The sequence below is a fragment of the Rhizobium sp. Root1204 genome (genome assembly GCF_001424965.1).
Taxonomy (GTDB): domain Bacteria; phylum Pseudomonadota; class Alphaproteobacteria; order Rhizobiales; family Rhizobiaceae; genus Pararhizobium.
In genome coordinates this window covers 55,398-70,964 of sequence record NZ_LMCZ01000018.1, presented here as the reverse complement: position 1 = coordinate 70,964, position 15,567 = coordinate 55,398, and the positions used below count along the sequence as shown (strand labels likewise).

General features: G+C 56.4%; 12 protein-coding genes and 2 pseudogenes. 9 read left to right on the top strand and 5 right to left on the bottom strand.

Annotated elements, in window-relative coordinates; translation table 11 throughout:
• The first annotated feature begins 2 nt into the window (after nt 1-2).
• Both ASC96_RS17030 and ASC96_RS17025 read left to right on the top strand, forming a co-directional pair.
• Nucleotides 3-545, top strand: coding sequence for an ABC transporter permease subunit (locus ASC96_RS17030; protein WP_060504334.1), 543 nt, complete (start codon nt 3-5; stop codon nt 543-545).
• Nucleotides 546-768: 223 nt separating this feature from the next.
• Nucleotides 769-1,030: pseudogene (locus tag ASC96_RS17025) on the top strand (transposase); the annotation flags it as partial.
• A gap of 342 nt (nt 1,031-1,372) precedes the next feature.
• Here the strand turns inward: ASC96_RS17025 and ASC96_RS17020 are convergent.
• Nucleotides 1,373-2,341: pseudogene (locus ASC96_RS17020) on the bottom strand (IS110 family transposase); the annotation flags it as partial.
• A gap of 97 nt (nt 2,342-2,438) precedes the next feature.
• On the opposite strand from ASC96_RS17020, the gene ASC96_RS32730 reads away from it, so the two are divergent.
• Both ASC96_RS32730 and ASC96_RS31870 read left to right on the top strand, forming a co-directional pair.
• Nucleotides 2,439-2,654 carry a hypothetical protein gene (locus ASC96_RS32730; protein WP_156397598.1) on the top strand — a complete coding sequence of 72 codons (216 nt, stop codon included), beginning with the start codon at nt 2,439-2,441 and terminating at the stop codon, nt 2,652-2,654.
• A 565-nt stretch (nt 2,655-3,219) separates the two neighbouring features.
• On the top strand, nt 3,220-4,236 hold the full coding sequence (locus ASC96_RS31870) for a serine protease (protein WP_082512129.1): 1,017 nt from the start codon (nt 3,220-3,222) through the stop codon (nt 4,234-4,236).
• A 652-nt stretch (nt 4,237-4,888) separates the two neighbouring features.
• On the opposite strand, the gene ASC96_RS17015 is transcribed toward ASC96_RS31870, so the two are convergent.
• The 4 genes from ASC96_RS17015 to ASC96_RS17000 form a co-directional block, all read right to left on the bottom strand.
• Complete coding sequence (locus tag ASC96_RS17015; RefSeq protein ID WP_037102076.1) at nt 4,889-5,407, bottom strand: hypothetical protein; 519 nt, start codon at nt 5,405-5,407, stop codon at nt 4,889-4,891.
• A gap of 390 nt (nt 5,408-5,797) precedes the next feature.
• Nucleotides 5,798-6,748 carry a DUF2950 family protein gene (locus tag ASC96_RS17010; protein ID WP_060504378.1) on the bottom strand — a complete coding sequence of 317 codons (951 nt, stop codon included), beginning with the start codon at nt 6,746-6,748 and terminating at the stop codon, nt 5,798-5,800.
• Nucleotides 6,749-6,777: 29 nt separating this feature from the next.
• The gene (locus tag ASC96_RS17005; RefSeq protein WP_060504377.1) at nt 6,778-8,205 is read right to left on the bottom strand and encodes a DUF3300 domain-containing protein; all 1,428 of its coding nucleotides are present in this window, start codon (nt 8,203-8,205) and stop codon (nt 6,778-6,780) included.
• Nucleotides 8,206-8,617: 412 nt separating this feature from the next.
• Entirely contained in the window at nt 8,618-10,225 is a 1,608-nt protein-coding gene (locus tag ASC96_RS17000; protein ID WP_060504332.1) for a bifunctional aspartate transaminase/aspartate 4-decarboxylase, read from the bottom strand.
• A gap of 710 nt (nt 10,226-10,935) precedes the next feature.
• Between ASC96_RS17000 and ydiK the strand changes: the two genes are divergently transcribed.
• The 5 genes from ydiK to ASC96_RS16975 all read left to right on the top strand — a co-directional run bounded on the left by ydiK (nt 10,936) and on the right by ASC96_RS16975 (nt 15,554).
• A complete protein-coding gene (ydiK, locus tag ASC96_RS16995) occupies nt 10,936-12,045 on the top strand; it encodes an AI-2E family transporter YdiK (protein WP_244482117.1) in 1,110 nt (369 codons plus the stop codon).
• Between the two features lie 68 nt (nt 12,046-12,113).
• Nucleotides 12,114-12,572 (top strand): hypothetical protein, encoded by a 459-nt coding sequence (locus tag ASC96_RS16990; RefSeq protein WP_060504331.1) that lies wholly within the window; start codon nt 12,114-12,116, stop codon nt 12,570-12,572.
• On the top strand, nt 12,565-13,791 hold the full coding sequence (locus tag ASC96_RS16985) for a biotin/lipoyl-binding protein (protein ID WP_060504330.1): 1,227 nt from the start codon (nt 12,565-12,567) through the stop codon (nt 13,789-13,791). The genes ASC96_RS16990 and ASC96_RS16985 overlap by 8 nt, the downstream gene beginning before the upstream one ends.
• 94 nt (nt 13,792-13,885) lie before the next feature.
• Nucleotides 13,886-15,019, top strand: a complete 1,134-nt coding sequence (gene cax / locus ASC96_RS16980) for a calcium/proton exchanger (protein WP_060504329.1) — start codon at nt 13,886-13,888, stop codon at nt 15,017-15,019.
• Between the two features lie 79 nt (nt 15,020-15,098).
• Nucleotides 15,099-15,554, top strand: a complete 456-nt coding sequence (locus ASC96_RS16975; protein ID WP_060504328.1) for a potassium channel family protein — start codon at nt 15,099-15,101, stop codon at nt 15,552-15,554.
• Nucleotides 15,555-15,567: the final 13 nt, after the last annotated feature.

Here is a 15,567-nt window from a genome sequence, read left to right as displayed (position 1 = left end):
ACATGCTCCTGGCCCTAATTGACTTCAGCGCGAACACGTCTCCGATTGACTTCATGTTGATTGTGTCGCAATGGCGGCTTTTCCTCCAAGGTCTCGTCAACAAAGCCCTGTTGTTCGTGTTGACTAGCGCAGCGGGCGCGCTTATCGCCATTCCCCTTGGTATTCTCAGAGCGCGGAACACGAGGTTTGTGAGCCCAGCCATTGGAGCCTATACCTATGTGTTCAGGGGAACACCGCTGCTGGTCCAGACCTACGCGCTCTATTACGGGGTCAGCGAATTCACGGCAGTCCGAGACAGCATCCTCTGGATCATATTCCGAGATCCCTGGTCTTGTGCATTCATCGCGTTCTCTCTCAATACCGCTGCCTACGTGACCGAAATCGTGCGCGGCGGCATTCAATCAATACCAGCTGGAGAGGTAGAGGCTGCCAAAGCCAGCGGCATGACAGGATGCGTTCTGTTGACCAGGATAATTTTGCCTGCAGCGTTTAGGCGCGCGCTTCCGATTGACCTGAGACCCGAAACTTCCTCCAAATTTTGGTAGAGTCCGTTACTCTGAGGAGACGGACAGCATGAAGCATTCACGGTTCACGGATGAGCAGATCATCGGGATATTAAAAGGAAGGCTTACTTATGGACTGGNAGGACAATCAGCCAGGGCTGAACATTGTGACCGAACATCATCAATATTGGTGAGGCCGCTGACCTGAGACCCGAAACTTCCTCCAAATTTTGGTAGAGTCCGTTACTCTGAGGAGACGGACAGCATGAAGCATTCACGGTTCACGGATGAGCAGATCATCGGGATATTAAAAGAGCAGGAGAACGGCCTGAGGACGGCCGATGTTTGCCGCAAGCACGGGATATCCGAAGCGACCTTCTACAAATACAAGGCGAAGTTTGGCGGCATGGAGATTTCCGATGCCCGCAAGCTGAAGGCTTTGGAAGACGAGAACGCCAAGCTGAAGAAGCTGCTGGCCGAGACCATGCTGGACAATGCCATTTTGAAGGATGTCGCCTCAAAAAAATNCAAGCTGAAGGCTTTGGAAGACGAGAACGCCAAGCTGAAGAAGCTGCTGGCCGAGACCATGCTGGACAATGCCATTTTGAAGGATGTCGCCTCAAAAAATGTATGGTCCGCCCCATCCGTGCAAGGGTTCGCGACATCGCAAATGACGATTCCAGTTGCATAAATGTATCCGGCCTCTCGCGAGTGGGCTGCGGTTGCAGCCAGGCCATGATGAGATCCGCACACACCGTTCCCAATAAATGGTTCGGGCACAAAGCCCGCTTTTTTGCACAGGACTTACGGCATGTTGATCCACTGTTTCGTCATCACTATTCCCGAGCCTTGCAATCGAGCCAGGAGCGTCAGGTGAAGGCAGGGTCTCTGCGTTCGTAGAGCGCTCCAGGCTTGTTCAGGACGACCCAGACGATCCGGGCCATTTTGGCGGCAAGTGCGACGACAGCTTTGTTCGGGTGCATTCGGGCTTGGAGACCATCCAGCCAGTTCCCCAGTCGATCCTTTGTTCGGTCGAGATGACGAAAGCATGATCGTGCGCCATGGACAAGCAGTTTGCGCACGTAGCGGTTTCCTCGCTTGCTGATGCCGAGAAGCTTTTGCTTTCCGCCGGTCGAGTATTCCCGCGGCACGAGGCCGAGCCACGCCGCCAGATCGCGGGCTTTTTGGAATTGCCGTCCACTGCCAATCGCTGCAAGAAGTGCAGTCGCCCCCAATGCTCCGATGCCGGGGATCGTCATGAGCCGTCGAGCCACATCCTCTCGACTAGCTATGGCTTCGATCTCGCGTGTGATGTCACTGATACGTTGCTCCAATTGGCGCAGATCGGCAAACAGATCTGCGAGCAGCTTGCGCATCGCCGACGAAAGGTCGTTTGATTGGTCTTCGAGAACCTGCGGCAGATCGAGCTTGAACAGACCCGCGCCCTGGCGAAGGGCAATCCCGTATTCCAGGCAGAAGGCTCGCATCTGATTGATCAGCCGGGTTCGCGTTCCGATCATCTGGTCTCGCACCCTGTGCAAAGCCTGAAGATCGGCTTGTTCCTCGCTCTTGAGTGCTGCAAACCGCATCGTTGGCCGCGTAGCTGCCTCAGCGATCGCCTCCGCATCGATGATGTCGGTCTTGTTCGACTTTACGTAGGGCTTCACAAATTGCGCGGGGATCAAGCGCACCTTATGTCCGAGCGCCTGTATCTTCCTGGCAATCCATTGAGAGCCAGCGCAGGATTCCATCCCTACAATCGCCGGCTCTGCTCGCTCAAAGAATTGCAGCAGCGTGTCGCGTCGGAAACGAACCTTCTGAACTGGCACGCCGTCGCTTCCGAGCCATCTGCAATCTCATTAAGCATAATAGTATGATGGCACACGTTTTTTTACGACATTACTGTGTAATTTTATCCCATTTTGGAGGCTTTTTATGCTGACCCGGAGAAGCTTGTTCAAAGTTGGCGCCGTATCAACTATGGGCGGTCTTTCACTTCCCTCTATGTCGGTGGGACAAGAAATTGAATCTGAGGATTCGGAATTTTTCCAACTTGAAAACCCACCGATTGAAGCAATTGATGCTCCTGTAAATTTTGGATATAGCCCCGCAACTTCAGAACAAAAAGCTAAGGTCAATAAGATTATTTAAGAGACCGTAGGGGCCACCCCGTTTGAGGTGGCCCAGAGTTTTGTCGACAGATTTTATGTTTCTGACCGCGACGCTATATCTCAATGGCCTGCACCAGCCGCTTGGAATCCGCTAATTGTACGGTTTTTCAACGAGGCGACCAGCCTAAAGGTTAATAACGATATGGTCGACTGGTGCGCGGCGTTTGCCAATTGGTGCATTAAGAAAGCCGGCAAACAAAGCACCAACAGTGCGGCTTCACAGTCTTTTTTGAGTTCGGCAAACCGAACGTATTTCCGCCGTACAAACAATCCCAAGCGGGGCGATGTCGTTGTTTGGACTTGTTTTGATACAGGTGGTCAATCCCTAGGCCTTGGACATGTTGGCTTTTACAGCGGTGTTGCCGGAGAAAACTCAATACATCTCTTGAGTGGAAACGTAGCAAACGATGGCAGATCCAGCCTCATTTGTGTAAAGCCATTCTCAACTTTGGACAGAAGCGTGTTCCGAACAGTGGACAGGAAGCGCGTTCCGGCCGTGATGCGGTTGAATGCCTATTTAGAAATAGTCTAAGGGAGGCCTCAAAATGAGAATATGGCCGCATATTCTATTAAGTGTCGCGGCACTTGTACCATTTTTTCTAAGTGAAGCTTCGGCGAACACCCCTGATGAGATTTTTTCCGACGCCGCTCGAGCAATTGTCTATCTTGAAGCGCAAAATTCGGACGGAACTATTCTGATTTCTGGGACAGGGTTCATTGTTAGCCGCGACGGCTATATCATTACTGTTGCTCATAACTTTCCTGACGGCGCCACAAAACTTTTTGCGGTGGTTGGGGCCCGCCAGGGTGTGCAATTTCAACTCGAGCGCCGCGAACAGGACAACGAGCGCGATGTTGCGATCTGGCAATTGCCACAATCATCTAGCTGTCGGCAGATAATCCCGTTAAGCGCGACCTCTCCAAAGGTTTTCGACAGAGTTCTGGCTTTGGGCTTCCCAGGAGATTCAGGCCTAACTCCAGGTGTGATTGGAATTCAAAATCTTTCAACTCCACTCGGATTGCTCCGGGGTGATGGCCTTCTCCAAACTGGATACAGTGGAGGCCCTGTCATGAACGAAAGCGGCGAAGTTATCGGAATTGTTCAAGGAGGAACAATAGGAGGCGCACAAGCGAACGATTTCATTCCGATCGCCGCGGCTTTGGATTTGCTCCGCAAGAGAACAACCACCGTTGAGCTTGGAAAGTTAGAGCCTTATGCCTTGAGTTGCTATTCTAAATGCCGCCATCCTAACCATGGCGTTGAGCGATGGGGTACAGTGCAGCCATGGCCCGGAAGCGCAAGCCCGGATGGGAAGGCTTGGAGTGGGCGGTTGGGTGGTGGAAACGGAAGGAGGCAAGTTTGTGACGGCCTGATTGCAGCCTATCTTGCTCAACATCCTGGAAGTGTGATTGATGTTCCCAACGATAACGAACATCTAAATGAAGAAAGTGACAAAGATATACTTGGCCACGTTGAATATCGCTACTGGTGCAGAGGAACCGAGATGCGTGACCCGGTTTATAAATTGCAACAGTCGGATTCCTGCCCGTTATGGGACTGATTTAGTTAACTATCCGCATCTGCCTGCCATGGTCATGGGCACTTGATATCGTCGTCAGAGACAAGCAATCCACCAAATTGGGGGCCGCAAGTATGGTGTTTTCCCTCACGATGTGTAATCGGAAGCCAGGATGCGCTGGCGCATACAAATCCGAATCTATCAACGTCTCAGTCGTTGTCCGCTAAGAATTCCCTTCGTTCAGGCATCTGCACCTGTGTTGATGCCGTACCGGCTAATTTTTCCGGTTTTATCCCCCGCCTTGAACGGAATCGAACCAAGACATCCCGTTCAACTAACTGATATCACTGAAAATTCCGGATTTTCACCCTCAGCGTATCGATGTGCAGGTCAGCTACATAAAATTCCCCCCGCCTTGACGCCCATCGGCGGCCGCTCGCGACTATCCGGACTTCCCGGTGACCCATGGGCAAATTCGTCGCCCCGCCCTGTCGAAACGCGGAAGGTGTCCCGCTCGCCCACAGGGATAATAGCCACCTCTGTGCTTACGCACACCACCAAAACCTGACTCAGCGCCAACGTGCCTCGGTCAGTCACTTAATTCCCGTGTTTGCGTCATCGCCGCGGCCTGAGATCATACTGGTGAGCTGCGTTCGCTCTCTGAGCACGGGATCGACCGGAGCGGCTGATCGTGTCAACGTTTAAGGCACTTCGCGCCCAGCGCCATTGCCTTGTATGTTCCCTTCAGGTCCACGACAAAGGCTCCCTTGGTTTCAGGAAACACGGCCATTTCGTACTTTTTCGCCAAGGCGCGCTTGAACCTGGGGTCGTCCGAAAGGATGTAGCCGCCAGAGTAGCCGCCTTTGAGTTCGCCGTGCGTGGCGGTTGCGATGCCAGCATATAGATTGCCGTCGATTGAGACAAAGACCTCCGACTTGGTCGCGTTCTGAAGGCCGAGATCCGCCTTGGTGAATACGCCTAGGTATCCCACCTCCTCATTCGCGGTCACGCCCATCTGCACCGAGCCCAGGCCAAAATCGCGCACGATCAAGCAATCTCCGCGGGTCTGGTTTGCATAGACAGTCCATCCCTCAACCTCGCCATATTTGACAAGAACGTCGCTTGCCGTTGGAACGGGCGTTTGGGCGTGGGCGGCCATCGCTGACGAAAGCGCGACCGAGGCCGCAGCAGCGAAGTTCAGGAACTTTTTCATTGATATCCCCTTTGATGTACAGGCAGATGCGCTCTGTGCCGAGTTGACGACGAGATCACCTGATGGCAAAAAAATGCCGTATCAAGAACGTTCACATTCAATGCGGGCGAAAAATACTACCCGCGCCGATAGAGCAGATGGTACTATTCTACGTCTTCCGGTGCAACAACGGAGCGCGACAACCGACGCTGCAGGATTGTCTGGTGAGGGAGTGCGGCTGCGCGGCATCGACACGATAGCGGTGGCCAGGGCCTGTGCGTCGGCGGTCATGGCCGACTTGGCAAGAGCGCGCAATCCGAAGGACATGCCTCGGCCGTTTGCCAACGAATCTCCCAGCTGCGTTGCCGCAAAGAACTGGTCGTGCGATTCCCATTCGCAAGTCCAAAACTCCTATTCTTTTGCAACATCCCACTGGTCCTCGGGGTTGAACGTGCGGATTTTATCGGCGATCTCACTCGTCTGATCTCCAAGATCGGCTTCGTAGACGATGCCACTCTTGTTAACGACGAAGCATTTGACGCCGGTGATGCCATATTTCACCGGCCAAGCGACAAGACCAAAGCCAGCGATCATATTCCCGTTGATGACATAGTCGAACTTGCCACCGGCGACATTGTCGCCCTGCGCTGTGAGAATACGGTATCGGTAGCCGTTGTATCCCAAAGCCGCCTTTGCTTTTTCCAGCGCGTCGCCTTCCACCAGGTCCGAACCGGCAGGGCTCTCATCGACGTCGCCCTGCTCGGCAGGCCAATACAGTCCGTCGTGCTTGCCGTCACTGCTGATCAGTCTCTGCGCGTATTCTTCAATCCCATCGTCATCACGATCTTGCGAGGCGTAATCTTCCTGCGCATCGACATAATCCCGCATGGTATCGATGGTCGAAAGTTCGTTTTCGCCGACGCGGCGGTCCGCGATTTCCTCAAGCCCGGCATAGGTGTCGAACGACCACTTGCCGTCTTTCGTCTTGACCAGTGGGAAAGGCAGAGGCCAAAGCTGATTGCCGATCTCAAGCATCTTGCCGTCGACTTGATCCTGCAAGACGAGCTTTTCCTTCACCCCGGCCTGAATTGCGGCGTAGTTGTCGGTAGTGCCATCGTTGGCTTTGGCTTTCGCCGCATCCAGTCCTAGCAAATGCGCCAGTTCGTCGAAATCTCCCACGGCCGCCCTGAACGCCTCAACCGCCTTCTCGGGCGTCGCAAACTCCGGCGGACCGTCCGCAGAGATATATTCCTCAAGCGGCGGATCGTTGTCGAAATCTGCAGAATGCGCTGGTCGCGTCAGCAGCGTTTCGCCAACAAGTATTGCTCCTAGAATCGAGAGCATCAGCTTTACACGTACCATTTCCATGATCCTCAGCTGTGATTGTCCCATCAGCGACGGCGTCCGCCACCACCGCCCCGATGGATTTGCCTTCCGCCGCCGCCACGGTGGCCACCCATCGATTGCGGACGTCGATGACCGCCACCGTTCATTGACTGGCGGCCACGATTCGAAGACATCTGCGTCTGACGCTTATTGTTGACGTTCCCAACCGCCGAGCGGTTGCCGGACTTGTTGGCTTGGGCGCCGGGTTTCGGTTTGTTGATCTTGCGGTTGACGTTCTTCGGGCTGTTGGAGATTTTCTTGTTGCCGGCCACCGATCGATTGGCGGCGGCTTTCCCGTCATTCTTTCGGTCCGCAGCAGCGGGTCTGTCCTTGATGCGGTTGCTGTTGGCGGCGCGCTCACGTTCGGCGCGGGTCCGATTGGCGTCGACCTTGCTCTTTCGAACGTCATCCACCGAAACCTTTGGGTTGCCTGTTATCCTGTCGCCGCCGTTTCGACGGACATCGTTGGCTCGGTTGGCGATGTTGTTGCCTCGGTCGGCCTTGAACTCGTTTTTGAACTTGCCGCGATCGATGTTGGCAATTTGATTCCTGTCGAACTTGATCTTCGACCGGTCGATGTTTTTCCAGTCCACGTCGCCCATCTTGAACTTGTCGCGATCTATATCGATGTTGTTGAAACACTTGTTGCAATCTATATCGACGTCGCCGTTCCAGCGCCCGCCCCAGACGCCCAAATCGTCCCAATCGATCACCGCCGCCCAGATCGCCGCGCCCGTTATGGCAGCCGCGAAATAGGGCGCTGAGGGGTAGTAATAGCTGGGATAAGGATCGTCATAGTAGGTCACCGGAGCTTGAACGTAACCCGGCTCGTACAGCATTTCGGGTTCGTATCTCGGCACATAGATCTTTTCCGGATCGGCCGCCTGGATTACGACGTTCTCGCCCTGCGTCTCTACCTTCACCTTGTCGTCGGTCTTGATCACGCCGCTTGCAACGGCCTTGTCGCGTAAGTCCTGAATGGCGATCAGGACGTCTTTTTGCTGATAGGCAAGCGCGCTTCCCAGAGCCTGCGTCCAGTCGAGGTCGTCGCTCATCATTTTCAGGATATCAGGATAGTTGAGCAGCGAAATCACACTGTCGTCCCAGCTTTCCTTAGGTTTCAGATCGGCGCTGTCCTTCTTTTGCTCCAGAAAACGTTGCGCCTCGATGATCTGTAGTGGATAGAGCGACGAAGAAGACACCAGCGCGACCAACTCATCCGGAAAGAGCGCGATGCGTGCGACCAGAACCTCAAGTTCACTCGCGGTCAAAGGGGTAGGCGTCGCGGTTGTTTCTTCGCTGCCCGAGGAGGGCAGTTGCTGCGCGCTGGCCGAGGTTGAAATCGCGCCGGCTGTGGCCGCAAGGCTGAACACCGAGGCCATAAGGATCGCGAAAACGAAGCGCAGATATGCTGAAAGGCCATGCAGGTGCATCTCATAGACCTCCATAGGCGGTGGCGCGGACAGTCGCGCCACTTGAGAAACCTGACAGCGCGCCGGAGGATCGAAAGCCAACCGTGCGTCGATGAAGAAAACGTCGAGGCTTCCGGGCGATTATGCGCCTTTCGTCAAAGAATGAAAGTGGCGCACACATTGCCGCTCGAGCGTCCCGCCGCTTCGCTGTCGATGAGCGGTTGAGCTGGCTCTTCTCTCGCCCCGACAGCATTTTGTCCTTGTCGGCCTCAGGTGCCGAAAGGCGTACGAGAGGGGTGTGGACGCTTGTAAACTGAAATCCGCTCTGCATATTCGTTCTCCTGACGCGCTGGATATCGTTCGCCTCTGCCGCGAACCGAAGTGGGCCTGCAGACCAGACCGAACGAAAAGGATCGGCCCAGCTTCTTCCGCGTCACTTGTCTTTCGTCGCGTTGTACATATCGACATAACTGCGCCCGACGGCGCGCACCGCGCGGCCGATATCGTCATAGGCATCATCGGGCAGATTGGCGAAAGACACCCGCACACTCCAGTTGGGTGCTTCGAACCCGCCGCCGTTGAGCAGCACGATGGCATGGTCCTCAGCAAGACGTGCAACGAGATCGAGTGGATGCACGTTGGCTTTCAGCCATGTCACCATGTCCTCGCCGACGTATTTTCGCAGCCAGAATTCGAAATCGATCGTACCGTAATAGGCCGCGAAGTTCGCGTTCGGCTGCAAATCGAGGGGCAGGCCCTCGAGCAGCGTGTTGACGCGGTTGTGGCATATCTCCATGCAGGCTTTTTGGTAGACCTTTTCGGTGTCCATCAGCTCGCTGATCGAGAACATCGTCATCATCACCTGCTGTGGCAGGGAGAGCCCGGCCGTGTGATTGAGTGCGACGTCACGGCTGTCGGCGACGAGACGGTCGATCATCTTGAGCTTGCGCGGCTCCAGCGTGATCGAGATGTAGCGCTTGTCGAGCGCCTCCAGCTCCTTGGCCGGAAGTTTGGCCAACATGTCGTCGAGTATGTTCTTCTCGTTGATGCCGATGACGCCCAAGCGCCAACCGGTGCAGCCGAAGTACTTCGAATAGGAATAGACGCCGATGGTGTTGTAAGGCAGCTCGCACATCAGCGAGCGGAAACCGGGAACGAAGGTGCCGTAGACGTCGTCAGTCAGAAGGATGAGGTCCGGCCGTTTGGTCTTCACCAGGTTGACCAGCTTCTTCAGCGTTGCCGTATCGATCGCCATCGAGGTCGGGTTGCCCGGATTGACGACGAAGAAGGCCTTGATCTTCGGGTCTTCGAGCTTGGCGATCTCCTCGTCGGAATACTGGAAGCGGTGCTCTTGTGTCGCTCTGATGTGAACCGCCTCGAAGGCATAGTCTTCCAGCTCGGCGATCTCGATGTACGGCGTGAACACCGGTGTTCCGATGGCGATCGTGTCACCCTTCTTCAGGAGGCGATTGGCCATCAGCGATTTGAAGATGTAGCACATTGCAGCCGTGCCGCCCTCGACGGCGTAGAGGTCGAACTTGCCGGACATGGCCGTATCGCCGCCCATAGCCCACATCAGGTAGCGGTGCGAGACCTGCTCGGCGTGAACCAGCATGCGGTCGGGAACCGGATAATTATCGCCAATGATCGAATCCGTCAGCTCGTGCACGAAGGCGTCGGCGTCGAAGCCAAACGCCTTGACGCCGTGATCGACCATCTTTGACAGGAACTCGGCGCCGGGATCTTCCGCGCGCTTGGCAAGCCAGGCCTCCAGGCGGGCGGCGATGCCTTTCATCTGTGGCATGCCGGCAAGACCGGCCGCAGGATTGTCCATCGTCAGCCGTGCTTCCGAGAGTGCGAACATTCCGAACAGGAAGAAGCCCTCCCGCGGCGTGGTCGCGATCCAGTTCGGATTGCCACGGCCGGCATTCAGCAACGCATGGGCCGATTTTTGCGCACTGGCCTTGGCGAGTTTGATCAGCCCGTCCTTGATCTCGAACGGGCTCATGCTCTCGTACTTCTTATAGTCGATTACGGTCATTGGCTTAGTTCTCCTGTTGATCCAGCAGTCTGTGGCAAACCAATTCAACCGGCCGTCGCACCGCGTGGCTGGAGCAAAGCAATATCGGCTCCCCGCCGAAAGGGGTACGCGTATCGTCAGGAACCCGCGTTCCCAAGCTCTTATATCAGTAATAGATCAGCACTCGAATATACGAAGCTATCGGTCTCACGGAGTTGCAACTATGTTCATTGGAATGAGTTTTAATCGGACTTCCGCGCATTTTGGCAACGACGTTCTAAGCCCAGCACTCCAATTTTTTCGACCCGGGAAACATAAAAATCACGCACACTTCGGACAGTCCAAAGTGCAGTAAAAAACGTGCACGAATTCGGCCACGTTTACATAAAAAACTTCAGACATTACTAATAATGTTCGACTTCCCGCCATCTAAGCTTTGATAAAGTGTGTATTTTTTGGGCATGCCGTCAGGTTTCACGGTTTTTTATTTCACCATAGAATTTGAGACACAGTTGGACACACTAACAGCTTGCAACGGACGCGCAAGGGTGTATGTTTCCAACAACTTATTCTACTGCAGTTCACCCCGCCAGAGATAGTCTGACGCCCGGTGGAAGCATCTCTCGCGCATACCTCTGGCTGCAAATTGCAGGCCGAGTTTCGAAGCGGTGCGCTGGGGAGCGTATCCACATCCGTAGGCCGACGTTAGTGATGAAGCAGGGGAGCATGCGTTGCGTCGAGACCTCACCCAGATCACGCTGAGCGTGATGTTCGTCAGTGGGTTAATTGCGGCCAGCTTCTGGGTGCTGCAACCGTTTCTGCCCGCCATCCTCTGGGCCATGACGCTGGTGATCGCGACGTGGCCGCTGATGATCTGGGTTCAGCGCCACACCGGAAATCGCCGCATCATTGCCGTGCTGATCATGACGCTGGCGCTGCTTTTCGCGCTGATCGTTCCCTTCTGGCTTGCGGTCAGCACAATCCTTTCCAATCTGGATGGCATTACCCAACTCGTCCACAATGCCCTGACGCTGCAGATCCCCCTGCCCCCGGACTGGGTAGCGAGAATTCCGCTGTTCGGCGGCAGAGTGGCGGAGGCCTGGACCCGGCTTGCGACCTCCGGCATCAACGTGATCGCACCGAAGCTGCTGCCCTATGCCGGTGCTACCGTACAATGGTTCGCCCTGGCCGCCGGCAATTTCGGCGGGATGTTCCTGCAGTTTGTCCTGACGACGGTGATCGCCGCCGTGATGTATTCCGGTGGCGAAACTGGAGCGGCGACGGCCATTCGGTTCGGCCGGCGCCTGGGCGGTGATCGTGGCGAAATGGCCGTCCGTCTCGCCGGAAAGGCCATCCGCGGCGTCGCCCTCGGCGTCATGGTCACAGCCGTTGCCCAGAGCGCGCTTGGAGGCATCGGCCTCGCCGTGGCCGGCATGCCCTTTGCGCCTCTGCTGACAGCCTTGATGTTCGTTCTCTGCCTTGTCCAGATCGGACCCGGGCTGGTGCTTTTTCCCGCGGTCATATGGCTGTACTATTCCGGAGACGGTGTGTGGGCGACCGTGCTTCTGGTTTTCACCCTGCTTGCCGTGACGCTGGATGGATTTTTGCGACCCGTCCTCATCCGCAAGGGTGCCGACCTGCCGCTGCTTCTGATCCTCTCCGGCGTCATCGGCGGACTGATTGCCTTCGGCATTCTCGGCATATTCCTAGGGCCAGTGATCCTGGCGACAGCCTATACCTTGCTGAATGCATGGATGGACGAAAGCCCGCAAGGCGATGTGATTGAAGCGCGTGTCGAGGTGGGGCTTCAAACCTCGCCTCTTCAAACGCGTCAACTCTGACAGCCCGCCAGCCACATTTCGAAGACGACTTGGAAGACACGCAGTTATAGACCAGGGGGAAAGCTTGCATGGCCGATTCGATACATCCAGCAGCGATTGAACACTTACCGCCCTTCATCACGGCGCCGGGGCAGACGGACTATCTTTTCTACGGGGTCATCATTTTCCTTATCGTCGTGGTGCTGGTGATCGGCAACCTGTATTTTCAGTTGCATGCTGTGCCCGAACGTATGGCGCATCGCACCAGCAAGGTGCAGATGGAAATCGTCGCCGTTCTGGCGCTGATCTCGCTCTTTACCCACAATCACCTCTTCTGGATCGCTGGCTTGCTGCTCGCGTTCGTCCATATTCCGGATTTTTCCACTCCGCTCTATTCGATCGCGGATTCGCTTGCGAAACTCTCCGGCAGACCCACAGTCGATGAGGAGACCGACAATCCCGCCCGTATCGAACACAGTGAGCCGGCGTCTCTGCCGGAACCCGTGGTCCGCACCAACACCATGGCGGAGGGATCTGCACATGTTTGAGTTGATCCTATGCTCCATGCTGACGATCTTCCCGGATTACCTCTTCCGCCGCTACGGCCAAGGCAAGAGGATCGGCATCGACATCACGCTTTACACCATGTGGTACGAGCTCCGCTGGGGCATTAGCGCCTGTCTGCTGCTGACGGTTTCGCTGATCACCATGATTTTTTACTTCCACCCGTCGACCAAGAGTGTCACGGCGATCTTCCGCACGGTGACGATCCTGCCGGAATCGGTCGGTCGCGTCGACGAAGTCTATGTCGGCTTGAACCAGAAGGTCGCCGCCGGCGATCCGCTTTTCCGGCTGGACGGCGCCCAGCAGGAGGCCGCGATCGAAACCGCGCGGCGCCAGATCGCGGAACTCGATGCCGAAATGACGGTCACCAAAACCGAACTCATAACGGCGGACGCGCAGATCAGCGAGGCGCAAAGCGCCTTGCAGACGGCTATCGACGAATACGAGATGAAAGCCCAGCTTCTCAAAACCGACGCGGTTGCCAGACGCGAGGTCGAGCGTCTCGAAACCACCGTCGAGGGCCGCAAAAGCGCCGTGGCCGCGACCATTGCCACCAAGGCAACGCTGGAAACCAAGATCGCCACCCTCCTGCCGGCCCAAAAGGCGAGTGCCGAAGCGGCATTGGCGCAGGCGCAGGTGGAACTTGATAAAACGACGGTGCACGCAGGTATTGCCGGAACCGTCCAGCAGTTTACGCTGCGGGTCGGCGATGTCGTCAATACCATGATCCGTCCGGCGGGTATTCTGGTGCCCGAGCAGGCAGGGCGTGGCAATCTGATCGCCGGCTTCGGTCAGATCGAGGCTCAGGTGATGAAGCCCGGCATGATCGCCGAGGCAACCTGCATCGGCAAGCCCTTCACCATCATCCCTCTCGTCGTGACTGAGGTTCAGGACGTGATAGCGGCGGGGCAATTGCGACCGACCGACCAGTTGATCGATGTTCAGCAGATGGCCCAGCCCGGAACGCTCACCGTCTTCCTGCAGCCACTCTTTCCCGGCGGCCTCGACGGCGTGCCGCCCGGGAGCAGTTGCATCGCCAATGCCTACACCAACAACCATGATGCCCTTGCCGATCCGAACATCGGCACGTTGAAATGGGTGTACCTGCATGTCGTTGATACCGTCGGCCTCGTGCACGCGATGATCCTGCGCATGCAGGCCATGCTGCTTCCGGTCCAGACCCTGGTCTTCAACGGCCATTGAACATGCGTCGGCGGCACCCAGAATGTGCTGCCGCCGACGTTTCTAAGCCCAATCGCAATTGTCCCCCTCGCATCAAACCGGACTGGATTTGAATATGGGCAGCTTGCTGCAAGAAATCCGCCACAACCGGGCACTCTGGTTGCTCATTTTCGTACCAATCGTGCTTGCAGCAGAACATCTGGCGCCAACCTCACACACGATGCTGTTCATCCTGTCGATCCTGGCGATTTTTCCACTCGCTGTGCTCCTCAGCCACGCAACGGAAGGTGTTGCGGCAAAAATGGGTGACGCGAGCGGCGGCCTGCTCAATGCGACACTCGGCAACCTGACGGAACTGGTCATCGCTCTTACCGCGCTACAGGCCGGCCAGCATGATTTGGTCAAGGCTTCCATAGCAGGCGCGATCGTCACTAATACACTGTTTCTGCTAGGAGCTTCCTTTTTGGTCGGAGGATTGAAGTACCGGACCCAGGAATTCAACCGCATCAATGCTCGCTTCCAGTCGAGCCTGCTCTTCGTCGCGACGGTCGCGATCCTGATCCCGTCCGCGGTATCGGCCGCTGATTCCGTCGTCATGTCGGGGTTCACCCGGCAACTGAGTATCGGTCTCTCCATTCTACTGATCGCGGTTTATGCCCTTGGCCTGCTGTTTTCGCAAAAGACCCATCGCGAACTCTTCAGCAGCCCCGAAGCCGGCGAACACGGATCCAGCCCGCCGATGAGTGTTGCGCTTGCGACGCTTGCCGTCACGACGCTGCTGGTGGCGCTAGTCGGTGAAATCTTCGTCGGCTCAGTGCAACAGGCCGCAACCTCCTTCGGCATGACGCCGGCCTTCATCGGCTTCATCATCGTGGCGCTGGTCGGGGGCGCTGCCGAGATGGCCTCGGCCTTCTCGGGCGCCAGCAAGAACCGGCTCGATCTCAGTGTAGGGATCGCGCTCGGCAGCGCCGCGCAGATCGCGCTCTTCGTGGCGCCCGTTCTGGTGCTTCTAAGCTATGTGATCGGCCCGACGCCAATGGACCTGCAATTCTGGCCCGGCGCGGTCGTCATGATGTTCCTTGCAGCCATGACCGTCGTTCTCGTGACCTCCGGCGGACATTCGACCTGGTTCGTCGGCGTGCTGCTGCTGATGGTCTACCTGATCCTCGCCATGACCCTCTACCTGCTACCGCCTCGGACATCGGACACGATACCGATTGCGACGACCAGTCAACCAACAGGAAATTAGGTTTTCAGAGAAAAGCGGGAACCGGTTTTCCAAATAGACAAACGAGAACAAAGAAACTCAGAGTTCACGGAGAATCCTTGTGCTGCTGGTCATCGTGACGGGAACAGCCCTGCTGCTTGCCACCATCGCCGTGCATGGCGTCGCCGTTCTGTGGCTCTATTACATCGGCATCCGCCCCCTCAGCCATGCGGAGAACCTCAGCCCCCTTGCGCGCCTCGGATGGTGCTACGTTTTTGTCGTCGGCTTCGTCATCGCCCATCTGATAGAGATCATCATCTGGGCACTCGCCTATAAGCTGACCGGTGAATTGCCGGACTTTGAAGAGGCCCTCTATTTCTCTGCGGTCACCTTCGCAACGATCGGCTATGGGGATGTGACGCTCGGTGGGAAGTGGCGGCTGGTCAGCGCCCTAGAGGGCGTGAACGGCATACTGCTGTTCGGCTGGACGACGGCCTTCCTCTTCAAGGTTTCCGCCGTCCTTTGGTTCGGCCAGACAACGCCCGCCGAACCTGAAGGCCTCCGGGACGAAGACTGAGGCTGCTAACGGC